The sequence below is a fragment of the Pseudomonas sp. NFACC14 genome (assembly GCF_900106885.1).
Taxonomy (GTDB): Bacteria; Pseudomonadota; Gammaproteobacteria; order Pseudomonadales; family Pseudomonadaceae; genus Aquipseudomonas; species Aquipseudomonas fluorescens_AA.
Window position 1 is genome coordinate 143,447 of the sequence record NZ_FNOA01000013.1, and the last position, 22,879, is coordinate 166,325.

Consider the following 22,879-nt stretch of genomic DNA (forward strand, 5'->3'; position numbering starts at 1 on the left):
CATGACTCAACGTTCCCCTGCCCGTAGCTGGGTCGCCAGTGCCAACGGCCACGCCGACTTCCCGTTGCAGAACCTGCCATTGGGTGTCTTCAGCGTCGATGGCGGTGCCTTGCGCTGCGGCGTGGCGATTGGCGAGCGGATTTTCGATCTGCAGGTGGCGCTGCAAGCGGGCTTGTTTGATGGCGCGGCGCAACAAGCCGTCGAAGCCATGGCCGGCGGCCAGTTGAATGGGTTTTTCGACCTGGGCCGCAGCGCCCGGGTTGCCCTGCGTGAACGACTGCTGGAACTGTTGCGCGAAGACAGTCCGTTGCGCGGCAAGGTCGAAGCGCTGGAGGCGAAGCTGCTGCTGCTCGCCGCCGACTGCCAGATGCACCTGCCGGCCAGGATCAACGACTACACCGATTTCTACGTGGGTATCGAGCACGCGCAGAATGTCGGCAAGCTGTTTCGCCCCGACAATCCATTGCTGCCCAACTACAAATACGTGCCCATCGGTTACCACGGCCGCGCTTCGACCATTCGCCCGTCCGGCACTGACGTGCGCCGTCCCAAGGGCCAGACCCTGCCGGCCGGCCAGACCGAGCCGACCTTCGGCCCATGTGCGCGGCTGGACTATGAGCTGGAACTGGGTATCTGGATCGGCAAGGGCAATGTGCTGGGCGAACCGATCCCCATTGGCGATGCCGCCGAGCACATTGGCGGGTTCTGCCTGCTCAACGACTGGTCGGCCCGGGATATCCAGGCCTGGGAATACCAGCCCCTGGGGCCGTTTCTGTCGAAGAGTTTCCTGACCAGTATTTCGCCGTGGGTGGTCACGGCCGAGGCCCTGGAACCGTTCCGCGGCCCGCAACCGGCGCGTCCGCAAGGCGATCCGCAACCGCTGCCGTATCTGCTGGACACGCGTGACCAGGCTGGCGGTGCCTTCGACATCGAACTGGAAGTCCTGTTGCTGACCGAGGCCATGGTCGAGCAGAACCTGCCGGCCCAGCGCCTGGCGCTGAGCAACACCCGGTACATGTACTGGACCGTGGCGCAACTGGTCGCGCACCACAGCGTCAACGGCTGCCAGTTGCAGGCCGGCGACCTGTTTGGCTCGGGCACCTTGTCGGGGCCTGAAAACCATCAATTCGGCAGCCTGCTGGAAATCACCGAAGGCGGTAAGAAACCGATCGAACTGGCGTCTGGCGAAGTGCGCCGATTCCTCGAGGACGGTGACGAAATCATTTTGCGGGCCCGTTGCCGCCGCGAGGGGTTCGCCTCCATCGGTTTCGGCGAGTGCCGGGGCAAGATCCTGCCGGCGCGTTGAGGGGAGCGCATGGAACTCTATACCTACTACCGCTCCACCTCGTCCTATCGGGTGCGCATTGCGTTGGCGCTCAAGGGCCTGGATTACCAGGCCTTGCCCGTCAACCTGATCGCTGCGCCCGGGGGTGAGCATCGCCAGCCGGCCTTCCTGGCGATCAACCCCCAGGGCCGGGTGCCGGCGCTGCGTACCGATGAGGGCGCGTTGCTGGTGCAATCGCCGGCCATCATCGAATACCTGGAGGAGCGTTATCCCCAGGTGCCGCTGCTCAGCGCCGACCTGGCGGTGCGTGCCCACGAGCGGGGGGTGGCCGCATTGATCGGTTGCGACATTCATCCCCTGCACAACGTCAGCGTGCTCAACCAGCTGCGGCAGTGGGGCCACGATGAAGCGCAGGTGACGCAGTGGATCGGGCATTGGATCAGCCAGGGCCTGGTGGCGGTGGAGCAGTTGATTGGCGACGAGGGTTATTGCTTCGGTACCGCGCCGGGGTTGGCGGATGTGTTCTTGATCCCGCAGTTGTACGCCGCCGAGCGGTTCAATGTGTCTTTGCAAGCGTATCCACGGATTCGTCGCGTGGCGGCATTGGCGGCTGGGCATGCCGCGTTCCAGCAGGCGCATCCGGCGAAGCAGCCGGATACTCCGGCTTGATATTGATGTAGGCCGTTGCATCGCCATCGCGAGCAAGCTCGCTCCCACATTTGATTCGGTCAACTGTGGGAGCGAGCTTGCTCGCGACAGCGATTCAACAAGCCACCTGGATCTGCATGCCTGCCACCGGTCAATGCACCACCGAATTCGGCGGCAAATGCCCCAGCCGCTCCGTCAGCCGGATTCGCTGGATCGGATCGTCGCTGAGCATCAGGGCATGCTCCAGGTCGAAGCGTTCGGCGTTGGGGCAATCGAGGCGCTGATACAGGCTGGCGCGGGCCAGGTAATCGGCAGCGCTGGCGTTGCCCAGTTCCAGTACCCGTTCGGCGTCGATCAGGGCCGCGATGTAATCGTCGTTCGCCAGATGCAGTTGGCGCAGGTTGCGCGACAGGCGCTGCAGCATCTGCATCGGCTCGGCGTTGACCAGGTGCTCCGCCTTGAGCAGCATGTTCGCGCCGTATTGGCGCTGCAGCAGTTCCCGGCAGTCATTGGGGTACAACCGGCGCCCACCGCACGGATCGAGCAAGTGATCGGCGCCGGGCACCTTCAACAGGAAATGCCCGGGGAAATTGACACCGACCATCGGAATTTCCAGGCCGCGGGCCAGTTCCAGGGCAATCAGCCCGAGGGCCAGGGGTTGCCCACGCTTGCGAGCCAGGACCTGGTCCAGCAACGCCGCGTGTGGTCGCAGGGGGGTGAAGTCGTCTTGGGCGAAGCCCAGGTCATTGAGCCGGCGCAACAGGGGCTGGCCCAGTTCGCTGACAGGCAACATCGGCAGGCCATGGCTGACCCGCTGTTGCAGCTCCTTGAAATCCTTCAGCAAGGTCGGGACGTCGACGTCGCGATCATGTTCGGCAGCGATCCACAACGCCGCTTCGAACAGCGCCGGTGGTGAGCGGTGCAGACAGTCAAAAAAGGCTTGGCGCGGTTTCATCGAACTCTCCGGGCTATGCTCCCGTTTTAGCCCTGCCATGGATTTTCGTCCAGTCTCGAACAGCCGCTGTCACGGGTTATGCCGAAAAAGACTGACCGCCCTGGCGAATTATTCCGGCGTGCTCCAGCAATTTTCGACTGCACGCCTATACTGGCGAAACAAACAAAAGTGATTCGGGAGCCTTACGATGTTTGCTCTCATGCAAAGCTCCCGCCTTGAATCGCTGCACCTAAGCGTAGACCCGACGACCGGGTTGAAGGCGGTGATCGCTATTCATTGCAGCCGTCCCGGGCCAGCCCTGGGGGGCTGTCGTTATCTTGCCTACCCCGACGACGAAAGTGCCGTGGCAGACGCCGTGCGCCTGGCCCAAGGCATGAGCTACAAGGCGGCGCTGGCTGGCTTGCCCGTGGGCGGCGGGGTCGCGGTGATCATGCGTCCGGCCCATGTCGAGAGTCGGGCGGCGCTGTTCGAAGCCTTTGGTCGTTGTATCGAGCAATTGGACGGGCGCTACATCACGGCCATCGACAGCGGCACGTCGGTGGCCGACATGGATTGCATCGCCCAGCAGACCCGCCATGTCACCAGCACCACGGCCTCGGGAGACCCCGCGCCCCACGCGGCCATGGGCGTTTTTGCCGGCATCCGTGCCACCGCCATGGCCCGCCTGGGCAGCGATAACCTCGAAAGCCTGCGGGTGGCGATCCAGGGCCTGGGCAATGTCGGTTATGCCCTGGCCGAACAACTGCACGCGGCGGGTGCCGAACTGCTGGTCAGTGACATTGACCCTGGCAAGGTGCAACTGGCCATGGAGCAACTGGGCGCCCATCCGATCGCCAACGACGCCTTGCTCAGCACCCCCTGCGACATCCTCGCCCCCTGCGGCCTGGGCGGGGTGCTCAACAGCCACAGCGTGGCGCAACTGCGCTGCTCGGCTGTTGCCGGCTCGGCCCACAATCAGTTGAGCAGCCTGCAGGTGGCCGACCAGTTGGAGAGGCGCGGGATTCTGTATGCGCCGGATTATGTGATCAACTCCGGCGGGCTGATCTATGTCGCGCTGAAGCATCGCGGCGAAGAACTGCCGACGATCACCGCACATTTGTCGAAGATCGGCGCCCGGCTCACGGAGGTCTTCGCCCACGCCCAGGCGGAAAAGCGCTCACCGGCGCGGGTGGCCGATGAGTTGGCAGAGCGCCTGCTGTACCGCTGAAAATCCAATGGTGGGAGCGAGCTTGCTCGCGATTGCGGCCGTGCATTCAACGTCTTTATCGACTGTCACACCGCTATCGCGAGCAAGCTCGCTCCCACAGTTTTGCTCGCCTTTATTTCCTGCGGCGTCCTGCACTTATCCAGCCATTACCTCAGCAGATACACCGGAAAGCATTCACACAAATGCATCACCCGGCGTCGGGTGTTATCCAGGCGTGCGGCGTTGTCCGGTTGTTCCAGCAGGTCGGCGATCAGATTCGCCACTTCGGCACATTCCGCTTCGCCAAAGCCTCGTGTGGTCAGCGCTGGGGTGCCGATGCGAATGCCACTGGTGATCGCCGGTTTTTGCGGATCATTGGGGATCGCGTTTTTGTTCAGGGTGATGTGGGCACTTTCCAGCAACGCCTCGGCGTCTTTGCCGGTGATGTTCATCGCGCGCAGATCGAGCAGGAACATATGGCAGTCGGTACCGCCGGACACCACCCGCAAACCGCGCCGGGTCAGCACGTCGGCCATGACCCGGGCATTGTCGATCACCCGCTGCTGGTAATGTTTGAATCCGTCGCCCAGGGCTTCGTTGAAGGCCACGGCCTTGGCGGCGATGACGTGCATCAGCGGGCCGCCCTGATACACCGGGAAAATCGTCTTGTCGAGCAGGGCGGCGTATTGCGCCTTGGCCAGGATCAAGCCGCCGCGGGGGCCGCGCAGGGTTTTGTGAGTGGTGGAGGTGATGAAGTCGGCGATGCCCACCGGCGAGGGGTAGACGCCGGCAGCGATCAACCCGGCGTAGTGCGCCATGTCCACCATCAGGTAGGCGCCGATTTCATCGCAGATCTTGCGAAAGCGCTGGAAGTCGATAGTCCGCGAATAGGCCGAGGCCCCGGCGATGATCATCTTCGGCCGGTGTTCCCGGGCCAGGGCTTCCATTTCTTCGTAGTCGAGGGTTTCGGTTTCCGTGTCCAGGCCATAGGAAAAGGCCCGGTAGAACTTGCCGGAAAAATTGACCGAGGCGCCGTGGGTGAGGTGGCCGCCGTGGGCCAGGGACATGCCCAGGATCGTGTCGCCGGGTTCAAGTATCGCCAGGAAAACCGCCTGGTTGGCCTGGGAGCCGGAGTGCGGCTGCACGTTGACGTATTCGCAGTTGAACAACTTGCGCGCGCGTTCGATGGCCAGGTTCTCGACGTCATCGACGACCTTGCAGCCGCCATAGTAACGCTTGCCCGGATAGCCTTCGGCGTACTTGTTGGTGAGCACGGAGCCCTGGGCCTGGAGCACTTCTTCGCTGACGTAGTTTTCCGAAGCGATCAGCTCCAGGTGGGTTTCCTGGCGATTGCGCTCGCGGTCGATCAGGCGGGCAATGGCGGGGTCGAAATTTTGCAGGCTCATGGTGTGATTCCCTAGATAAGCGCTTCGGCCGGTGGCGCGGTCACGTGATGCGGCAACACCCGTGGCTGGCTTTTGGACGAGTCGGATAGAAAAATGGAGGTGTCTTTCAAGCCGCTGCCGGTGATCAGGATGACGGCGGTTTGCGGCGTGTCGGGGTGCGTTTCTGCGTACTTGAGCAGGCCGGCGAAGGCGCTGGCGGCGCCGGCTTCCGGAAACACACCGGTGCTGGCGGCCAATCGGGAGGCGGCGGCGACAATGCTCGGGTCGCTGACGCAAATGAACTCGCCGCCGCTGGCGGTCACCGCGCGCATGGCCTTGAGGCGATCACGCGGCAGCGCCACGTTGATGCTGCTGGCCAGACTGGTGGGCGGCAGGCGCTCGGTTCGCTGCATCGAGCGATCGTAGCGCCAGGCGCGATACATGAAGTTGCTATGCTCGGCCTGCACGCCGATCAGGCGTGGGATACGTTCGATCCAGCCCAATTGCAGCAAGTCGAAAAAGCCTTTGTAGACCGAGCCCAGGATGCAGCCGTTACCCACTGGCACGAACACCAGGTTCGGCACCTGCCAGTTGAGTTGTTCGCACATCTCGAAGGCGACGGTCTTCTTGCCTTCGCTCATGTACGAGTTGATCCCGGTGGTGCGGTTGTACCAGCCATGTTTTTCGCAAGCGTTGAGGCATTGTTCGAAGGCTTCGTCGTATTGCCCATCGACCAGCACGATCTCGGCGCCGTAGCCTTGCATCTGCGCGAGCTTTTCGCGGGGCGCACTCTTGGGCAGGTAAATGACGTTGTGCAAGCCCAGGCTGGCGCTCATCCCGGCCAATGCCGACGCGGCATTGCCGGTGCTGGCCACCGCCACGGTACGCGCACCGGATTGCATGGCGTGGGCCACGGCCAGGGCGCTGGCGCGATCTTTCAATGACCCGGTCGGTTGCCGCGATTCGTCTTTTACGAAGACTTTGATCCGGGCACCTTTGCCGAGCAGTTCCGGGCGCGAGTACAGCGGCGTATTGCCCACCAGTAGTGGTGGAATGAACTGTGTCGAGCTCAACGGCATCAAGCGGTCATAGCGCCACATGCCACGGGCGTGGTCATGGGCCAGGCTGTCCCGGGACCATTCGCGCTTGAGCGTCGGGTAATCGTAAAGCGCATCCAGGGCGCCATCGATTTTGCAATGAGGGCAGTAGTAGCTGACCTCATGGGGCTGGTAGCTTCGATCGCAAACCAGGCACTGCAATGCATACTCTCTGTACGAATTCTTCATGGTCACCCTCTGAAAGTACGCTGTGCTGGTGCTTTCCTTGCCAACGTCGATCCGGCTTGCCGGATCGACGGGCACTCCGCAGACGGAAGGTGTTTCAGATCACCATGATGGCGTCGATGGCGACCAGGGTATTGCGTGCCAGCGCGCTGGCGCCGGCGGTGGTGCGGGCTGGATAGGGCTTGGTGAAGTACTCTTCCATGACGCGGTTGAGGGTCGGGAACTCACTCAGGTCAGTGATGAACGCCGTGACCTTGACCACGTTCGCCAGGGTGCCGCCTGCCGCTTCGGCCATTTGCACCAGGTTGTCGAGGGTCTGGCGCAGTTGACCTTCGAAATCCTTGGCCAGCACTTCGTTGTTCAGCGCCGAGACCGGGGTCTGTGCCGACAGGTAGATGGTCTGCCCGTGGCTGACCTTGATGCCCTGGGAATAGGTGCCCAGTGGCAGTGGCGCCTTGTCGGTGAAAATGACGTTCTCTTCGCCCAGGAATGGTTTGGCGGCGGGCTGGATTTGAGCGGTGGTTTGCATGGTGACGTTCCTTGTTAAGTGAATGGGTTAGTGCAAATCGGCAACCTGCTTGACGGCCAGGCTGGAAAATTCCTCGTCGCGGCAGCGGGCCGGGGAAAAGTGCTGGTAGTTGAGTTGCAGCGCCGCCAGGTCGGCCGGCATGGCGATGCCCAGCGCCGCATGACTGCACAGGCGTGCAATGGCGGGCGCGGCCTGGATGCCGTAGCCACCAAGGGCGGCGAGCCAGATAAAGCGCTCTTGCTGCGGGTCCTGGCCAAGCACCGGCGAGCGGTCGGCGACGAAGGTGCGCAGGCCCGCCCATTTATTGATGATCGAGCGGGGGCGCAGGCGCGTGGTGTTCTGCAGGCGATCCATGGTGATGGCCAGGTCAAGCTCTTCCGGCAATGCATCGCAGGGCAACGACGGGCTTTCATCGCAGGGGGAGACGATCAGGCGCCCGGCTTCAGGCTTGATGAAAATGTCCTCGTCCACCGTGCCCAGGTAGGGCGTGTGGTGCACGTCGCACTGCGGGTCGACCGCCAGCACGGTGCGCCGCAACGGCCGGACACCGACCTTGGGCACGCCGCAGCGCTCAGCGATTTGATCGGCCCAGGCTCCGGCAGCGTTGACCACGATGGCGGCTTGCAGTGGCTGGCCGTCGCGGGTGTGCAAGCGCCAGTGCCCGTCACGGTATTCGCCACGCAGCACTTCGGTCTCGCGCTTGACCACGCCACCACGGGCACGCAGGCCACTCAGATAGGCGCCATGAATGCCATGCACGTCCAGGTCGAAGGCGCTGGGCTCGTAGATTCCTGCACTCCAGGCGCCTTCGGCGAGGTAGGGGACCAGCTCTTGCACGTGCTTGTCGTCGAGCAACTCGGCCGTGGGCACTTGCTCCAGCACGGCGCTGAAACGCGCCTTGAGCTTGTCCACCCGTGCCGCCTGGGCCACGATCAGTGCACCCCGCGGCGCCCATAGCGGATGCTCGGCCAAGCCCTCGGGCGGGTTCTCGAAAAAGCGTCGGGACGCACAGGTCAGCGAACGGATCTGTTGGTTGCCGTAGCTTTCCATCGAGATCGCGGCCGAACGTCCCGTGGTGTGATAAGCCAGTTGCTGTTCCTGTTCGAGCAGGCAGACGCTGCCATGGGCTGCCAGTTCATAAGCGGCTGAGACGCCGGCGATGCCGCCACCGACCACGATGAAGTCGTAACGAGCGGTCATGGTCGGCTGCCCTCGGCGATAGCGGCGGCTTTGCTTTCCCGGGTGTAGGTCAGCACGAAGTGCGCCACGAGACCAAAGATCAGCCCCCAGAACGCGGCGGCCAGGCCGAGGAAGCTCATGCCTGAGGCCGTCACCAGGAAGGTGATCAGCGCGGCTTCCCGCTGCTTCTCATCGGCCATGGCTCCGGTCAGCCCGGCACTGATCGCGCCAAACAAGGCGAGGCCGGCGAGGGAGGCGATCAGTTCCTTTGGCAGTGCGGAAAACACCGAGGCCAAGGTCGCGCCGAAGGTGCCCATCAGGATGTAGAACACCCCGCAGGCTATCCCGGCGATGTAGCGTTTGTCGCGGTCCTCGTGGGCTTCTCGACCGGTGCAGATCGCTGCGGTAATGGCCGCCAGGTTAAGGCCGTGGGACCCGAACGGGGCCATCAGGGCCGAGCCGATGGCGGTGACCGAAATGATCGAGCGCGCCGGCGTGTTGTAGCCCGAGGTGCGCAATACGGCCATGCCGGGCACGTACTGGCCGGTCAAGGTCACCAGCGCCAGTGGCAGGCCGATGTTGATGATCGCGTGCCAGTTCCATTCAGGTGCGATGAAGACCGGATGGGCCACGGCGATGGTGATCGAATGGCTGTTGAGTTCACCGAACGAGGCAGCCACCGCGCAGCCGATGATCAGCACCGACAGAATGGCGTAGCGTGGCGAAAAACGCTTGAAGACCAGGTAGGCCGCGATCATCGCCAGCACCATCGCCGGTTGCAGCTTGATCGACGTGAACAGCTCGGCGCCGAAGCGGAACAGGATGCCGGCGAGCATGGCGGCGGCAATGGCCTTGGGCAGGCGGCTCATCAATTTGTCGAAGGCCCCGGACAAACCGACCACGGCGATGATCACCGACGCCACCACATAGGCACCGATGGCCTGGGGCAGGGTCACGGTGGGCAGCATCGATACCAGTAACGCCGCCCCCGGTGTCGACCACGCCGTGATGACGGGAACACGCAGGCGCCAGCTCAGGAGCAGGCCGGTAATTCCGCTGCCGATGGAAATGGCCCAGATCCACGAAGACACCACGTCATCGGGCAGGTGGGCTTCCTTGGCTGCCTGGAACACGATGATGAGCGGGCCGGCGTAGGAAATGATCACGGCGATGAAGCCTGCGATGATCGCTGACAGGGATAGATCCTTTCTGAGTGTGTCCATGATGTCTCGACTTGGCGCGGCAGGAGCCTGCAATGGATGATTGAGTCGATTGATTCGATTCGAGATCAGTGTATTTGAATGAATTGAGTTGATTCAATAGGCGGCGGGATTGTTACGAGATATTTTTCTGCCATGACGGGGGTTTTTTAGTGGTTTTTGTGTTTAGTCATTTGATTTATATGAATATTATTCGCTGTAAAAATTTCTTCATATCCCATTGATTAACGATTCAATAATCGTATCAATCGACTCAATTCGCCGGATGTGTCGAATTATTAGTTGCCTAACCTCCATGTGATATGCTCGGATATTCATCATTTCTACGATGGGCAGTGATCATTCATGTGGGTTCCCCAGCTAAGCGAGTTCAGCCAGCCGATGTATTTGTCGATTGCCGATGCGTTGGCGCGCGATATCAACAACGGCGTGCTGAACGAGGGCGATCGCTTGCCGACCTTGCGGGAGCTGGCGACCACCTTGAATGTCACGCCGGGCACCATCAGCCGGGCCTATAGCGAAGCCCATCGGCGTCGGCTGGTGCAGGGGGAAGTGGGGCGTGGCACTTATGTGCTCAACCAGAAGCAGCTGGAACTGCCGGCCAGCAACAGCGCCGCCGCGCCGTTGAACCTGGGGCAATCCGAACTGCTTGATCTTTCGATCATCAAGCCCTACAGCGAGACCCTGGAGTACTGGTTGCGCGGCGCGCTGGTGGGCATGGCCAAAAGTACCGATTTCGCGCGCGCGCTGGATTACGCGCCGGACGGCGGTCACCCGGCGCATCGTGAGGCGGGGGCTCAATGGTTGCGTCATTCATTGCCTGACGCGCAATGGCAGCAAGTGGTGATTACCGCCGGGGCCCAGCATGGCTTGATGGTTGCGATGAGCGCCCTGACCAACGCCGGTGACCTGGTGCTCTGCGAGGCACTGTGCTACCCCGGCATCATTTCCCTGGCCCACGGCCTCGAGCGTCGCCTGCGTGGCGTGCCGATGGATGACGAAGGCATCATTCCCGAAGCCTTGCGCGAACTGTGCCTGCGAGAGAAGCCGGCGATGCTGGTGTGCGTGGCGACCTGCCAGAACCCGACGGCGGCGATCATGTCGCAGAAACGTCGGGCCCAGATTGCCGCGCTCGCCGAGGAGTTCGACTTCATCATCCTGGACGATGATATCTATGGTTTCCTGGCTACCGATCCGTCGATCAAGCCGTTGTCGGCCTTTGCGCCGGATCGTTCGGTGTACCTGACCAGCCTGTCGAAATCGGTCATGCCGGCGCTTCGCATCGGTTACATCTACAGCCCGCCGAAACTGCTGTCGCGCCTGACTTCGATGGTACGCAGCAGTGTCTGGATGCCGTCGCCGTTGACGGCGCAGCTGGCCAGCAATGTGATTACCGAAGGCCTGGACAAGAAACTGATTCGCATCCAGCGCAACGAGGCGGCGGGACGGCAAGCGATCGCCCGGGAAATCTTTGCCAATTTCGAGCTCAAGACCCAGCCGTATTCCTATCACGTCTGGCTGACACTGCCCGAGCCATGGACCAGCGACGAGTTCACCATGCTTGCCCGGGCCAACGGCGTACTGGTGCTCAGCGGCACCCAGTTCCAGGCTGAGCGTTCAGGTAGCACCCGGTGCGTGCGGTTGGTATTGATGTCGCCCACCAGTCAGGACGAACTGCGCTTCGCCCTCACGAAGCTGGCGAGCCTGATCGATTCGGATCCGCGTCGTTATTACTAAAAAGATCGCAGCCTTCGGCAGCTCCTGCACGGTTGTTCCATGTGGGAGCTGCCGAAGGCTGCGATCTTTTTTGGTTACTCGTCCGACGGGTTGAGCAGTTCGGACAAGGCGTCCGGCTGGCTCTTGAAAGCCTTGGCGAACACATCGCGATTCTTCGCCATGTAGATCCCGGCTTCTTCCACCTGTTGCTCGCTCAGCGATGGAACGGCTTTTTGCAAAACCTCGGCCAGCAATTCGGCGAGCTCCAGCATTTTGTCATGACGGTCAGCTTCGGCTTTATCCATGAACAAGCGCTCCAGATCTCGGCTGCTGCGGTATACCACTTCGACGGCCATTCACCACCTCACATGCCTTCACATTGGTTTGTCTTTGCGAACACTGTATTTATATACAGGCAAAAGGATAAGCGAATCCTGTTGCTTTGGATAGTGGCTTTTTAATGTAGACCGATTTCGGCATGTGAGAGCGAAGCGTGTGGGAGCAAAGCTTGTGTGAGAGCAGAGCTTGCTCGCGAAAAAGCCGCATGAAGCGCCCAAAAGTGCCGGATACCAGCCTATCGCCATCTCACCCTCAGTCGCTGGCCTTTTTTCTGCATGCAGAACAACCGTCACGTCCAACCCGCATCATCCGGTCGAGCCGACCTAAGGAAACTACATCGTGAAAATAAACTGGGCCGAGAACCTGCGCCAGAACGTCCATCAACTGGCCGAGTCCCTGGGAAACCTGTTCGTCGAGACTTTCCACTACCTGGCGCTGTTCGCCATCGGTGCGGTGACCGCGTGGGCGGCGGTGATGGAGTTCTTGCAGATGATCGAGGCGGGGCACATCAAGATCGACGACATCCTGCTGCTGTTCATCTACCTGGAATTGGGGGCGATGGTCGGGATCTACTTCAAGACCAACCACATGCCGGTACGGTTTCTGATCTACGTGGCGATTACCGCACTGACGCGGTTGCTGATTTCCAACGTTTCCCACCACAGCCCGCCCGACCTGGGGATCATCTACCTGTGCGGTGGCATCCTGCTGCTGGCGTTTTCGATCCTGGTGGTGCGCTACGCTTCGTCGCAGTTTCCTTCGGTGAAGATCGAGCACCCGCACCGCAAGGTCGGCGCGGGTTCCAGCGAGCATGCCGAAGTGGAGAAGGGTGAGATTTAAAGGCCGGCGGCAGAAGGTGCCGCACCCTGTGCATGCGGTGGTGGCAACTTGATGTTGTCGCCGCCGGTCATGGCTTCGAGGATGGCCACGGCGCTGTGGCCCTGCTCGATGGCGATGCCGAACTGAATGCTTTGCACCAGGCGCTTGAGCCGCTCCGGGTCATTGCGTTGCTGGGCGCTGATCATGCGTTTGGCGACGATGCGCCCGCTCTTGGACAGGGTCAGCATGATGCTGCCATCCAGGCCCTGAATACTCAGGTTGATTTGATAGTGCGGCGCAAAAGCGTCGGTAATGATCTGAAAAGGGTTGTCCATGATGCGTCACCGCCTGATTGAACGTGCAGTTGTTGACCGGCCGTGATCGGGATTAGTTCGCAACACTGGACCATCGGCCATTCCATGATCGTGTTCATCTCAAATTTTCCAGGGCTGGGCAGGCTTCAAATCGAAAAGATCGCAGCCTGCGACAGCGCCTACAGGGAAGTAGCAAGTGGCATGCCGGAAAAACCGTCGGACAATGATCCCGGCACCCAAGCGTCGAACGCTCTGGAATGCGGCTGCCCGTTTCGGGGCAATAACGTGCGGATGTTCGTTGACGGTGCAGGAGGGGAGGCGATTTGCGGCGGGTGGGCAGGGCGGGGCAACTCCCGACCTTAACAGTGCCTTTGCCTGTTGTCCGGCTTTATTTGCAAATGGATATTTATATTTTTCCAGGGGTTGAATTGTTCTTCCGCCAGCCCGACTCTGTATTCAAGGGGCCGTTGCATTCACGTCGATGGCCCCCGGCGAGCTAGCTGAAATAAGGGATGAACTATGCAAATCCAAGTCAACAGCGATAACCATATTCAAAGCAGCATCCGACTGGAGGAGTGGGTACGTACTACCATCGAAAGCACGCTCGAACGTTATGAAGAAGACCTGACACGGGTCGAGGTTCATTTGCGGGACGAGAACGGCGACAAGCCCGGTCCCCATGACCTGCGTTGCCAGCTTGAGGCGCGGCCTAAAGGCCACCAGCCGATTTCCGTGACGCACAAGGCCGATACGCTGGAACTGGCGATCGAGGGGGCGGCCACCAAGCTTGAAAACGCCTTGGAGCACTTGTTCGGCAAACTGCGCGGCAAGCGCGCTGCCATTGCGACACCGACCGAATCCGTTGCCTTGGCCGATGCGCTATTGGAAGAAGAATTCCTGGAGAACGAACGGGCCGCACTCAACGGCTGAGCCCGATCACTTAAAGTCACTCACCGAACGGGCCTGCATCGCAGGCCCGTTCTGCTTTTGTCGGTCCGCTGCGGCAAATAAGCCCATTCCCGCATTGATCCTATTCCCCTGTGTGCGGGGCTTGCTCGCGAAAGCGGTGGGTCAGCTTGCGAAGTTGTTGAATGTCCTGACGCCATCGCGAGCAAGCTCGCTCCCACAGAAGGGATTTGTGTCGAATGGCGATTTTGTGACCGCCCCGAGTCCGGTGTGGGAGCGAGCTTGCTCGCGATGGCGATAGTCTGGCTAGCGCAAGAATGCCTGTCGATATTCCCCGGGGCTCGCCCCCACGGTCTGGCGAAAACGGTTGGCGAAGTGGCTGGCGCTGGCGAATCCGCAGGCCAGCGCCACCTCGCCCAACGGTTGTGAGGTGGTACGCAGCAAGTGTTGCGCGCAAGCCAGGCGCCGGGCCAGTACATATTGATGGGGCGGCAGTCCGAAGCTTTCGCGGAACATCCGCGCGAAGTGGTATTCGGACAATGCGCACAGCGCCGCCAGTTGCCCAAGGCTGATGGCCTCGGCCAGGTGGCTGTCGACGTAATCCACCAGCAACCGTCGCTGATGCGCCGCCAGGCCGCCTTTGAGGCGAAGCCCCTGGCGCTGGCCGACCTGGCTGAGCAGCAGGTGGTTGAGCAGGTCATGGGCCAGGCTGGTGGTCAGCAGGCGTTCGGCGGGTTCGTTCCAGTTCAGCGCGATCAACTGGCGAAAGCGTTGTGCCTGTTGCGGGTCGTCGAGGAACGTCTCCTCGTGCAATTGCACCTGCCGCGGTTCGCGATCCAGCAGCGTGATGCAACCCAAGGCGAATTGCTCAGGGCTGAAATACAGGTGGGCAAGGCGAATGTCGCCGTTGATGACCCAGGCCGATTCATGTCCGGCGGGCAGTACGCAGAGTTTGCCCGGCGCCCCTGTGATCTCGGGTCGTTCGCGGCGAAACGTACCCGTGCCACCGGCGATGTAGCAGGACAACGTATGGTGGGTCGGCGCCTCGTAGTCCTGGGCGTCGTGATGGTTGCTCCACAAAGCGGCCGCCAAGCCGTCCCCAAGCTCGGCGCTGTGCTCCAGGCGAGCGTTGGGCGAGCTGTTGAGGGCTTGAAAGACTTGCAGGCTTTGCAGTGTGGACATGATCGGTTCTCTCCGACTCGAATCCTACTCCGTCGGCCGGCCCATGCCAGCCTGCGAACCGACAAAAGCGCAAGTTTACGCAAGTGTGGGGTGGCCAACGGCGTGACACTGATGGCCATTGCCAGGAGCCGTCACCATGAACCTCTCGTTGTACCTGCTTACCGTGCTCATCTGGGGCACCACGTGGATCGCCCTGAAACTGCAACTGGGCGTTGTCGCCATTCCCGTGTCGATTGTCTATCGCTTTGGCCTCGCGGCCCTGATTCTGTTCGCGATGCTGCTGCTCAGCCGCCGCCTGCAGGTGATGAACCGGCGTGGCCATTTGATCTGCGTCGCCCAGGGCCTGTGCCTGTTCTGCATCAACTTCATGTGCTTCCTGACTGCCAGCCAGTGGATTCCCAGTGGCTTGGTCGCCGTGGTGTTTTCCACCGCCACCCTTTGGAACGCCCTCAATGCCCGGGTTTTCTTCGGTCAGCGGATTGCCCATAACGTGCTGTTGGGGGGCGCCCTGGGGCTTTCGGGGCTGGCCTTGCTGTTCTGGCCGGAATTGGCCGGTCACAGCGCAAGCCCGCAAACGTTGCTCGGATTGGCACTGGCACTGCTGGGGACGTTGTGTTTCTCGGCGGGCAACATGCTGTCGAGCCTGCAACAGAAAGCCGGCCTCAAGCCACTGACCACTAACGCCTGGGGCATGGCTTATGGCGCAGCGATGCTGGCGGTGTGGTGTGCGTTCAAAGGCATTCCGTTCGACATGGAATGGAACACGCGCTACATCGGCTCGTTGTTGTACCTGGTGATCCCGGGGTCGGTGATCGGCTTTACCGCCTACCTGACACTGGTCGGACGCATGGGGCCGGAGCGGGCGGCCTATTGCACCGTGCTGTTCCCGGTGGTGGCATTGAATGTCTCGGCGTTTGCCGAGGGCTACCAGTGGACGGTGCCGGCATGGGTGGGGTTGGTCCTGGTGATGCTGGGGAACGTGCTGGTGTTCCGCAAGCCGCGACCGGTGGCGACGAATGTCGCACTGGGGGCCCGCTGAGACAGAACGCCTGGCAATAATCCCGTGGCGAGGGAGCTTGCTCCCGCTGGGTTGCGAAGCGACCCCAAGGTCTATCTGCCACCGCAATGCGTCAGATAAACCGGCAGGGGCTGCTGCGCAGCCCAACGGGGATAAATCCCCTCGCCACAGCAAGCTGCCTCGCCACGGCGTGTTCCCCCGGGGGCTTTGCGGAGGATTTATTTCCAGACTTGCGGGTTGACCAGGTTCCGCGGTCGCTCGCCCAACAAGGCACTGCGCAAGTTATCCACAGCCAGATTGGCCATGGCCTCACGGGTTTCGTGAGTCGCAGAGCCAATGTGGGGCAGGGTCACGGCGTTCTTCAGTTGGAACAGCGGCGATTCGGCCAGTGGCTCTTTCTCGTAGACATCCAGCCCGGCACCGCGGATGCGGTTGTTCTGCAACGCTGCGATCAGCGCGGGTTCGTCTACCACAGGGCCACGGGAAATGTTGACCAGGATGGCACTTGGCTTCATCAGGCCCAGTTCACGCTGACCGATCAGGTGGCGGGTCTTCTCGCTCAACGGTACGACGAGGCAGACGAAGTCGGCTTCGGCCAGCAATTGGTCCAGTTCGCGAAATTGTGCGCCCAGTTGGTTTTCCAGCTCGGTCTTGCGACTGTTGCCGCTGTAGATAATCGGCATGTTGAACCCCAGCCGGCCACGCCGGGCAATGGCTGCGCCGATGTTGCCCATGCCGACGATGCCCAGGGTCTTGCCATGTACGTCGCTGCCGAACAACTGCGGGCCGACCGTCGCTTGCCATTGCCCGGCCTTGGTCCAGGCGTCCAGTTCGGCCACGCGCCGGGCGCTGCTCATCAGCAGGGCGAAGGCCAGGTCGGCGGTGCTTTCGGTGAGCACGTCGGGGGTGTTGGTGAGCATGATCCCGCGTTCATTGAAGTAGGCCAGGTCATAGTTGTCGTAGCCCACCGATACGCTGGAGACCACTTGCAGGTTCGTGGCGCTCTGCAGTTGCTCGCGGCCGAGCTTGCGACCGACGCCGATCAGCCCGTGGACGTGAGGCAAGGCTTCGTTGAACTGCGCGTTGATGTCGCCGTTCGACGGGTTGGGGACGATCACGTCGAAGTCCTGGCGCAGGCGTTCGATCATGGGGGGCGTGATACGGCTGAAGGCAAGTACGGTTTTTTTCATCGTGCAAGGCTCATCTGCATGGAATACCAAGCACGCTAACATTCCTGGCGCGGGTTAGGCGAGAGGGGACGGTGTAAACGCAGCGCCGCCAACCCTCTGTGGGAGCGAGCTTGCTCGCGATAGCGGTCTGCCAATCCATTGCGCGTGACTGGACCGGCGCCATCGCGAGCAAGCTCGCTCCCACAGGGGGGGATCTTTACAAACTCAGGCGGCCCGCAGGGAAATGAAGGCGTAGGTGACCGGTGCTTCAGTGACCACCCGCGCGCCGCTGGCCGAGACCTGGTTGGCCACGTCCTCGCCGGACAGGTGGAACTGCCATTCGCCAGTCGCTTGGTCCAACGGCTGCGAGCGGGCTTGATCGATAGCGGCGGCAAACGCAGCCATGTTCGGCAGGTAGGCCGTGAACCCGTCGCCCTTCAACGCCGTCGTGTGGATGCCCAGAGACATGCAGATGCGTTCCTTGATCGCGATTTCATCACGATCGGCCTGGCGTGAACGCTCGATCAAGCGGGCCAGTTCCTGGTCCACCAATTCACCGCCCAGTATCAACTGCGGCCCCGTTTCCCACGACTCCGGTGGGCAATCCTTGGCGGCGGTATCGAGCGGGATGTGTGGATTGATTTCCATGGGATAAATGCGGCACACCAAGGGTCTGCGCTCATAGATGCGGCACAGGTTTTCGTCGTCCAGATTATGGCAACGACCCACGTTATAAGCGGCGAATGTGATCGCCACCCGCGCGTCACTCGTGCCGCTACGGACCACCGCCGAGCGTCGTTCGGCATGTTCACGTTGCGCCACCGGAAGACCGAGGCCATTGGGCAGGAAGGCCTCGACCAGGACAATCACCTGGCCGCCGTCATTGGCCCACATCCTGGCTTCGTCGAGGGTCAGGGGAACGTGATGGCCGGTGCAGCATTTACCGCACCCTACACAGGAAAACGTTGTGTTCATTGATCGACCGAAGGCAATAGGCTGAAAGCGGCGCCGGAAAAACGCCGAGATAAGCCCTGCGAAGCAAGTTATGCGCCATTCATCGAGAGGCATCGGTCGAGCGGATCGAGTCCCATTCGGTGACGAAGGCGGTCCTGGTTTTCTTGCGGTAGAGGCACAACTCGGTGCCGGTTGCGCCTTTCATGTGTTTCTGTGGGTATTGGCCTTGCAGCAACAGCGCGGTGTAGCCCACCCGGTCGTCGAATTGCGCGGCGGTGCCGACGGGTTCGGGGTCTTTAAGGCCGCTGGCCTTCAGGCAACTGGCGAGCACTTTTTTGTCGTAGGCGGCCCAGGCGTCGGGGCTGGAAGCCTGGGCCTGAAAAGCCATGGCGGCAGTGAGGCCGAGGAGCATCAGCGCAGGGATTTTCATCAACAATGTCCTTGTTCAGGGGAACCAGGACAGGAGTATGCCTGAGGTCGGAGCTGCCTGAAGTTGGAGCAGTGTTCAGAGGCCGCGAGGATCGCAGCCTCCTGGCGTTCGGCCTGCCTTGCCGCGGGTGGGTGTCAGCGCCCTTGTTCGGCGACGGCCTTGGCCGCGGTGATCAGGCACTTGGTCAATTCCGGCGACGAGAACTTGGTGAGCACCCCGTTCGCGCCGGCCAATCGCGCTTTCTCACTGTTCATGGCGCTGTCGAGCGACGTGTGCAGCAACACGTAGAGGTGCGCGAAGTCCGGCGTTTCGCGCAGGGTCCGGGTGAGGGCGTAGCCGTCCATTTCCGACATTTCGATATCGGAAACGATCAGGTTGATCTCCTGCGCCGTGCCCTGCAGTTCCAGCAGACAGTCGATGGCCTCCTTGGCGCTGCGGGCGGTGTGACATTGCAGGCCCAGGTTGCGCAGGGTATGCACCGATTGCTGCAATGCCACCTGACTGTCATCGACCACCAGGATCCGGGCGCTGCCCAGGACCTCGGCGTCTTCCATGCTCAGCTCGGTCGGCGCGGTTTCGATCTGCGCCGGTGCGATGCCGTGGATCACCTTTTCGATGTCCAGCACTTGCACCAGCGTGCCGTCCACCGAGGTCACGCCGGTGATGAACGCACGCACGCCGCCGGAACCGTAGGGCGGCGGTTTGATGTCGGTGGTCAGGCAATGCACGATCTTGCTCACCGCCTGCACATGCAGGCCCTGTTTGGAGCGGCTCACGTCGGTGACGATCAGGCAACCGCCGTCCGGATCTTCCAGCGGCCGCTCGCCAATGGCGCGGCTCAGGTCGATCACCGACAACGATGTCCCACGCAGGGTGGCGATGCCTTTGACGTGCGGATGGGACTCCGGCAGTTTGGTCAACGGTGGGCAGGGAATGATTTCACTGACTTTGAGCAGGTTGATCGCCATCAGCTTGCCGCTGCGCAAGGTAAACAGCAGAAGCGAAAGTGAATCTGCGCGGGCTTTGTTGGAAGACATAAAAACCTTCTGTGGAAAAAGGTGGGGCGAGCCTGAAGATCGCCAAAACAGCTTTTGATATCGGGTTATCGACTTGTCGGGGGCAGGCTTTAGGGAGAAAGCTGTCGACAGCCAATTTCAAGTCAGCGGCCTCGGATGGCTCCACTGGTGGCGAGGGGTTTATCTGTGGCGAGGGGATTTATCCCCGCTGGGTTGCGCAGCAACCCCAAAAAAGGCTGAACGCATTCAGTCTGATACTCCGGGTGGGTAGATTTTGGGGCTGCTTTGCAGCCCAGCGGGGATAAATCCCCTCGCCACAGGTTTTATTTCAGCCCCAACCGCCGGGCCATCCGCCCCAGGTTCGCCCGATCCAGCCCCAGCTCCCGGGCGGCGCTGGCCCAGTTGTACTGGTGCCGCTCCAGGCAGGCGGCGATCAAATTGCGTTGGAATTCGTCCACCGCTTCGCGCATGTCTCCCGTCACGCTCACCAGGGCTGGCCCCGGGCCGGTGGACGATGGGGCTGGGTTATCCACAGGGGCTTGGGGCAAACCCAGGTCCTGGGCGCTGAGGCTGAGGATTTTCGGGCGCGTCGGGCAGCGGCCCAAGGCCTTCAGGGCACTGCGGCCAATCAGGTGTTCCAGTTCGCGTACGTTACCCGGCCAGTCGTAGGCCAACAGTGCGGCCTGGGCGTCGTTGGTCAGGCGCAGGCTGCCCAGGCCCATGCGTGAACGATTCTGTTCCAGGAAAAAGCCGCTGAGCAGCAGCACGTCCCGTCCGCGCTCACGCAGCGCCGGTACCTGCAATGGATACACACTCAAGCGATGGTAGAAATCGGCCCGGTAACGGCCGTTGCGTACCTCTTCGGCGAGGTCGCGATTGGTGGCGGCGATCAGGCGTACATCGACCCGGTGCTCCTTGTCCGAACCCAGGCGCTGCAGTTGGCCGCTTTGCAACACCCGCAGCAACTTGGCCTGGACCGTCAGGGACAACTCACCCACCTCATCGAGGAACAGGGTGCCGCCGTCGGCCAGTTCGAATTTGCCGCGCCGGTCGTTCGTCGCCCCGGTGAAGGCGCCCCGTACGTGGCCGAAGAGTTCACTTTCCACCAGCGTATCCGGCAGGGCGGCGCAATTGAGGCTGATGAGCGGCTGCCCGGCGCGTTTCGACGCGGCATGGATGGCCTGGGCGACCAGTTCCTTGCCCACACCGGTTTCGCCCGTGATCAATACGGTCAGGTCGCTGCCGCCCACCAGCGCGATCTCTTCCACCAGGCGCTTGTGGGCCTTGCTCTGGCCGACCATGTCGCGATGTTGCTGGCCGCTGGCCTGGCGATAGACCTCGGCGCGGCGGTGCTCATCCTCGGCCTTCAAGGCCAGGCGCTCAATGCGTTCGGCGGCGCTGACCGTGGCGGCGGCGAGGCTGGCGAAGGCTTGCAGGGCGCTCAGGTCGATGGGTTCGAAGCGTTCCGGGTCCAGCGAATCCAAGGTGAGCAGGCCCCAGGGGCGCTCGTCGACGAACAGCGGACACCCCATGCAGTCATGGACCTCCAAGTGCTCGGCCAGCCCCTCGACCAACCCGTCGTACGGATCGGGCAGGCCGCTGTCGGCGGCGAAGCGGGTGGGCTGCGGGTTCGCCAGCAGCGCTTCGAAGCGTGGGTGTTCGCTGACCCGGAAGCGTCGGCCCAGTGTATCGGTGCTCAAACCGTCCACCGCCAGGGGCACGAGGCAGTCTCCGTCCAGGCGCAGCAGCGCGGCTGCATCACAGGGCAGCAGCGCGCGCAGGGCGCCCAGCAAGCGGCGATGGCGCTCGCCTTCAGGCAGTTCGCGGGACAGGTCCGCCACCAGGGGCAGCAAGGCTGTGAGTAGAGAGGTTGCAGTCATAAAGACTCCATGTAGTCATAAAGACTATAGAGGGTTCCGTGTCTTTATGACTATTTTTTAATTAAATCATTGAAAAATAACGAAATAAATAATGGCATGGAAACTGATGGTAAGGCTGTAGTTGTTATTCAAGTCCTTGCATGGAGTCACCTTATGCTCAGCCAAGCAGAACGCGCCATCATTCGTTCCACTGTTCCCTTGTTGGAAAGCGGTGGTGAAGCACTGATCACTCACTTCTATCGCATGATGCTGTCCGAATACCCGCAAGTGCGCCCCCTGTTCAACCAGGCTCACCAGGCCAGTGGCGATCAACCCCGTGCGCTGGCCAACGGCGTGTTGATGTATGCGCGGCACATTGACCAGCTCGACCAGTTGGGCGACCTGGTGGCGAAAATCGTCAACAAGCACGTTGCCTTGCAGATCCTGCCGGAACATTACCCGATTGTCGGTGCGTGCCTGCTGCGAGCCATTGCCGAGGTGTTGGGCGCGGACATCGCCACGCCCGAGGTGATTGCGGCGTGGGGCGCTGCCTACAACCAGTTGGCTGATATCCTGATCGGTGCCGAAGCCGGTATGTACGACAAGAAGGCCGAGGCGCCGGGCGGCTGGCGTGGCGAGCGTGAGTTCATCCTGGCGGCCAAGGTCCAGGAAAGCTCGGAGATCACCTCGTTCTACTTCGAACCGGCGGACAAGGGCCCGATCCTGGTGGCCGAGCCGGGCCAGTACATCGGCATGAAGCTCATCCTCGATGGCGAGGAAGTGCGCCGTAACTATTCGCTGTCGGCCCTGGCGGACAATGGTCGGTATCGGATCAGCGTCAAGCGCGAGCCAGGTGGGCGAGTGTCCAACTACTTGCATCGTCATTTCGACGTTGGCAGCCGTATCCAGTTGTTCCCACCGTCCGGGGATTTCTACCTGACCGCCAGCGACAAGCCGCTGGTGCTGATCAGCGGCGGCGTCGGCATCACGCCGACCCTGGCCATGTTGCAGGCGGCACTGCAAACCGAGCGGCCGGTGCATTTCATTCACTGTGCACGTAACGGCCGCGCCCATGCCTTCCGCGACTGGATCGACGACTTGGCCAAGCGGCATCCGCAACTCAAGCGCTTCTACTGCTACGACGAAGACGACGGCTTGAGCCCGGCGGCGGATAAGGTGGGACTGCTGAGCCAGGAGCAATTGGCGCAATGGTTGCCGGAGCAGCGTGACCTGGATGCCTATTTCCTTGGGCCGAAGGGGTTCATGGGTGCCGTCAAACGCCACCTCAAGGCCCTGGGTGTGCCGGACCGGCAGAGCCGCTACGAATTCTTCGGTCCGGCGGCGGCGCTGGAGTAAGGTCGCGGCGAACCGGGAGACCGGGTTGCCTTCATCGCGAGCAAGCTCGCTCCCACAAGGGATTAGCGGCGGACACAACGCCTGTGGACACCGCAAAAAACTGTGGGAGCGAGCTTGCTCGCGATGGCATT

21 protein-coding genes and 1 pseudogene are annotated in these 22,879 nt (G+C 61.7%); 8 read left to right on the top strand and 14 right to left on the bottom strand.

Features of this window, described 5'->3' with window-relative positions:
- Window position 1: 1 nt before the first annotated feature.
- Window positions 2-1,320: pseudogene (gene fahA, locus BLU85_RS19630) on the top strand (fumarylacetoacetase); the annotation flags it as partial.
- On the top strand, window positions 1,316-1,954 hold the full coding sequence (maiA, locus tag BLU85_RS19635; protein WP_092202601.1) for a maleylacetoacetate isomerase: 639 nt from the start codon (window positions 1,316-1,318) through the stop codon (window positions 1,952-1,954). The pseudogene fahA and the gene maiA, both read left to right, overlap by 5 nt.
- Before the next feature lie 130 nt (window positions 1,955-2,084).
- On the opposite strand, the gene BLU85_RS19640 is transcribed toward maiA, so the two are convergent.
- The gene (locus tag BLU85_RS19640) at window positions 2,085-2,888 is read right to left on the bottom strand and encodes a SirB1 family protein (protein ID WP_092202603.1); all 804 of its coding nucleotides are present in this window, start codon (window positions 2,886-2,888) and stop codon (window positions 2,085-2,087) included.
- Between the two features lie 187 nt (window positions 2,889-3,075).
- Between BLU85_RS19640 and BLU85_RS19645 the strand changes: the two genes are divergently transcribed.
- Window positions 3,076-4,095 carry a Glu/Leu/Phe/Val dehydrogenase family protein gene (locus tag BLU85_RS19645; RefSeq protein ID WP_092202605.1) on the top strand — a complete coding sequence of 340 codons (1,020 nt, stop codon included), beginning with the start codon at window positions 3,076-3,078 and terminating at the stop codon, window positions 4,093-4,095.
- A gap of 146 nt (window positions 4,096-4,241) precedes the next feature.
- On the opposite strand, the gene glyA is transcribed toward BLU85_RS19645, so the two are convergent.
- The 5 genes from glyA to BLU85_RS19670 all read right to left on the bottom strand — a co-directional run bounded on the left by glyA (window position 4,242) and on the right by BLU85_RS19670 (window position 9,673).
- The gene (gene glyA, locus BLU85_RS19650) at window positions 4,242-5,480 is read right to left on the bottom strand and encodes a serine hydroxymethyltransferase (RefSeq protein ID WP_092202607.1); all 1,239 of its coding nucleotides are present in this window, start codon (window positions 5,478-5,480) and stop codon (window positions 4,242-4,244) included.
- An 11-nt stretch (window positions 5,481-5,491) separates the two neighbouring features.
- Window positions 5,492-6,745 (bottom strand): threonine synthase, encoded by a 1,254-nt coding sequence (gene thrC, locus BLU85_RS19655; RefSeq protein ID WP_092202609.1) that lies wholly within the window; start codon window positions 6,743-6,745, stop codon window positions 5,492-5,494.
- A 94-nt stretch (window positions 6,746-6,839) separates the two neighbouring features.
- Complete coding sequence (locus tag BLU85_RS19660; RefSeq protein WP_003205417.1) at window positions 6,840-7,271, bottom strand: Rid family detoxifying hydrolase; 432 nt, start codon at window positions 7,269-7,271, stop codon at window positions 6,840-6,842.
- A gap of 27 nt (window positions 7,272-7,298) precedes the next feature.
- Entirely contained in the window at window positions 7,299-8,471 is a 1,173-nt protein-coding gene (locus tag BLU85_RS19665) for an NAD(P)/FAD-dependent oxidoreductase (protein ID WP_092202611.1), read from the bottom strand.
- On the bottom strand, window positions 8,468-9,673 hold the full coding sequence (locus BLU85_RS19670; RefSeq protein ID WP_092202613.1) for a benzoate/H(+) symporter BenE family transporter: 1,206 nt from the start codon (window positions 9,671-9,673) through the stop codon (window positions 8,468-8,470). Before BLU85_RS19670 ends, BLU85_RS19665 begins: the two co-directional genes overlap by 4 nt.
- Before the next feature lie 342 nt (window positions 9,674-10,015).
- Here BLU85_RS19670 and BLU85_RS19675 point away from each other — a divergent pair, with 342 nt between their 5' ends.
- On the top strand, window positions 10,016-11,407 hold the full coding sequence (locus BLU85_RS19675) for an aminotransferase-like domain-containing protein (protein ID WP_092202615.1): 1,392 nt from the start codon (window positions 10,016-10,018) through the stop codon (window positions 11,405-11,407).
- A gap of 74 nt (window positions 11,408-11,481) precedes the next feature.
- Here the strand turns inward: BLU85_RS19675 and BLU85_RS19680 are convergent, their stop codons facing one another.
- A complete protein-coding gene (locus tag BLU85_RS19680) occupies window positions 11,482-11,742 on the bottom strand; it encodes a YebG family protein (protein WP_003205410.1) in 261 nt (86 codons plus the stop codon).
- Window positions 11,743-12,064: 322 nt separating this feature from the next.
- On the opposite strand from BLU85_RS19680, the gene BLU85_RS19685 reads away from it, so the two are divergent.
- The gene (locus BLU85_RS19685) at window positions 12,065-12,565 is read left to right on the top strand and encodes a phosphate-starvation-inducible protein PsiE (protein ID WP_047699631.1); all 501 of its coding nucleotides are present in this window, start codon (window positions 12,065-12,067) and stop codon (window positions 12,563-12,565) included.
- Here BLU85_RS19685 and BLU85_RS19690 read toward each other — a convergent pair.
- Window positions 12,562-12,879, bottom strand: coding sequence for a DUF3509 domain-containing protein (locus BLU85_RS19690; RefSeq protein ID WP_060740718.1), 318 nt, complete (start codon window positions 12,877-12,879; stop codon window positions 12,562-12,564). The two genes, BLU85_RS19685 and BLU85_RS19690, sit on opposite strands and share 4 nt — an antisense overlap.
- 498 nt (window positions 12,880-13,377) lie before the next feature.
- On the opposite strand from BLU85_RS19690, the gene BLU85_RS19695 reads away from it, so the two are divergent.
- Window positions 13,378-13,788 carry an HPF/RaiA family ribosome-associated protein gene (locus BLU85_RS19695; protein WP_060740719.1) on the top strand — a complete coding sequence of 137 codons (411 nt, stop codon included), beginning with the start codon at window positions 13,378-13,380 and terminating at the stop codon, window positions 13,786-13,788.
- Window positions 13,789-14,070: 282 nt separating this feature from the next.
- Here the strand turns inward: BLU85_RS19695 and BLU85_RS19700 are convergent, their stop codons facing one another.
- Window positions 14,071-14,946, bottom strand: coding sequence for a helix-turn-helix domain-containing protein (locus BLU85_RS19700; protein ID WP_092202618.1), 876 nt, complete (start codon window positions 14,944-14,946; stop codon window positions 14,071-14,073).
- Between the two features lie 136 nt (window positions 14,947-15,082).
- On the opposite strand from BLU85_RS19700, the gene BLU85_RS19705 reads away from it, so the two are divergent.
- Window positions 15,083-15,985 (top strand): DMT family transporter, encoded by a 903-nt coding sequence (locus BLU85_RS19705; RefSeq protein ID WP_092202620.1) that lies wholly within the window; start codon window positions 15,083-15,085, stop codon window positions 15,983-15,985.
- Between the two features lie 197 nt (window positions 15,986-16,182).
- Here the strand turns inward: BLU85_RS19705 and BLU85_RS19715 are convergent, their stop codons facing one another.
- The 5 genes from BLU85_RS19715 to norR form a co-directional block, all read right to left on the bottom strand.
- Window positions 16,183-17,154 carry a 2-hydroxyacid dehydrogenase gene (locus tag BLU85_RS19715; RefSeq protein ID WP_092202624.1) on the bottom strand — a complete coding sequence of 324 codons (972 nt, stop codon included), beginning with the start codon at window positions 17,152-17,154 and terminating at the stop codon, window positions 16,183-16,185.
- 204 nt (window positions 17,155-17,358) lie between these two features.
- Window positions 17,359-18,108 carry a YkgJ family cysteine cluster protein gene (locus tag BLU85_RS19720; RefSeq protein ID WP_092202626.1) on the bottom strand — a complete coding sequence of 250 codons (750 nt, stop codon included), beginning with the start codon at window positions 18,106-18,108 and terminating at the stop codon, window positions 17,359-17,361.
- A 79-nt stretch (window positions 18,109-18,187) separates the two neighbouring features.
- Complete coding sequence (locus BLU85_RS19725; RefSeq protein ID WP_092202628.1) at window positions 18,188-18,517, bottom strand: hypothetical protein; 330 nt, start codon at window positions 18,515-18,517, stop codon at window positions 18,188-18,190.
- A 134-nt stretch (window positions 18,518-18,651) separates the two neighbouring features.
- Window positions 18,652-19,554, bottom strand: a complete 903-nt coding sequence (locus BLU85_RS19730; RefSeq protein ID WP_092202630.1) for a chemotaxis protein CheV — start codon at window positions 19,552-19,554, stop codon at window positions 18,652-18,654.
- A 302-nt stretch (window positions 19,555-19,856) separates the two neighbouring features.
- Complete coding sequence (gene norR, locus BLU85_RS19735; protein ID WP_092202632.1) at window positions 19,857-21,413, bottom strand: nitric oxide reductase transcriptional regulator NorR; 1,557 nt, start codon at window positions 21,411-21,413, stop codon at window positions 19,857-19,859.
- A gap of 153 nt (window positions 21,414-21,566) precedes the next feature.
- Between norR and hmpA the strand changes: the two genes are divergently transcribed.
- The gene (gene hmpA / locus BLU85_RS19740; protein ID WP_092202634.1) at window positions 21,567-22,748 is read left to right on the top strand and encodes an NO-inducible flavohemoprotein; all 1,182 of its coding nucleotides are present in this window, start codon (window positions 21,567-21,569) and stop codon (window positions 22,746-22,748) included.
- The last annotated feature ends 131 nt before the right edge of the window (window positions 22,749-22,879 follow it).

Excerpts from the sequence above, each read along its gene's own strand:
- BLU85_RS19665 (WP_092202611.1), bottom strand. The coding sequence starts at position 8,471 with ATGACCGCTCGTTACGACTTCATCGTGGTCGGTGGCGGCATCGCCGGC.
- BLU85_RS19715 (WP_092202624.1), bottom strand. The coding sequence starts at position 17,154 with ATGAAAAAAACCGTACTTGCCTTCAGCCGTATCACGCCCCCCATGATC.
- BLU85_RS19725 (WP_092202628.1), bottom strand. The coding sequence starts at position 18,517 with ATGAAAATCCCTGCGCTGATGCTCCTCGGCCTCACTGCCGCCATGGCT.
- BLU85_RS19700 (WP_092202618.1), bottom strand. The coding sequence starts at position 14,946 with ATGTCCACACTGCAAAGCCTGCAAGTCTTTCAAGCCCTCAACAGCTCG.
- BLU85_RS19660 (WP_003205417.1), bottom strand. The coding sequence starts at position 7,271 with ATGCAAACCACCGCTCAAATCCAGCCCGCCGCCAAACCATTCCTGGGC.
- thrC (WP_092202609.1), bottom strand. The coding sequence starts at position 6,745 with ATGAAGAATTCGTACAGAGAGTATGCATTGCAGTGCCTGGTTTGCGAT.
- BLU85_RS19705 (WP_092202620.1), top strand. The coding sequence starts at position 15,083 with ATGAACCTCTCGTTGTACCTGCTTACCGTGCTCATCTGGGGCACCACG.
- hmpA (WP_092202634.1), top strand. The coding sequence starts at position 21,567 with ATGCTCAGCCAAGCAGAACGCGCCATCATTCGTTCCACTGTTCCCTTG.
- BLU85_RS19730 (WP_092202630.1), bottom strand. The coding sequence starts at position 19,554 with ATGTCTTCCAACAAAGCCCGCGCAGATTCACTTTCGCTTCTGCTGTTT.
- BLU85_RS19690 (WP_060740718.1), bottom strand. The coding sequence starts at position 12,879 with ATGGACAACCCTTTTCAGATCATTACCGACGCTTTTGCGCCGCACTAT.
- BLU85_RS19695 (WP_060740719.1), top strand. The coding sequence starts at position 13,378 with ATGCAAATCCAAGTCAACAGCGATAACCATATTCAAAGCAGCATCCGA.
- BLU85_RS19675 (WP_092202615.1), top strand. The coding sequence starts at position 10,016 with ATGTGGGTTCCCCAGCTAAGCGAGTTCAGCCAGCCGATGTATTTGTCG.
- BLU85_RS19645 (WP_092202605.1), top strand. The coding sequence starts at position 3,076 with ATGTTTGCTCTCATGCAAAGCTCCCGCCTTGAATCGCTGCACCTAAGC.
- BLU85_RS19720 (WP_092202626.1), bottom strand. The coding sequence starts at position 18,108 with ATGAACACAACGTTTTCCTGTGTAGGGTGCGGTAAATGCTGCACCGGC.
- norR (WP_092202632.1), bottom strand. The coding sequence starts at position 21,413 with ATGACTGCAACCTCTCTACTCACAGCCTTGCTGCCCCTGGTGGCGGAC.
- maiA (WP_092202601.1), top strand. The coding sequence starts at position 1,316 with ATGGAACTCTATACCTACTACCGCTCCACCTCGTCCTATCGGGTGCGC.
- glyA (WP_092202607.1), bottom strand. The coding sequence starts at position 5,480 with ATGAGCCTGCAAAATTTCGACCCCGCCATTGCCCGCCTGATCGACCGC.
- BLU85_RS19670 (WP_092202613.1), bottom strand. The coding sequence starts at position 9,673 with ATGGACACACTCAGAAAGGATCTATCCCTGTCAGCGATCATCGCAGGC.
- BLU85_RS19680 (WP_003205410.1), bottom strand. The coding sequence starts at position 11,742 with ATGGCCGTCGAAGTGGTATACCGCAGCAGCCGAGATCTGGAGCGCTTG.
- BLU85_RS19640 (WP_092202603.1), bottom strand. The coding sequence starts at position 2,888 with ATGAAACCGCGCCAAGCCTTTTTTGACTGTCTGCACCGCTCACCACCG.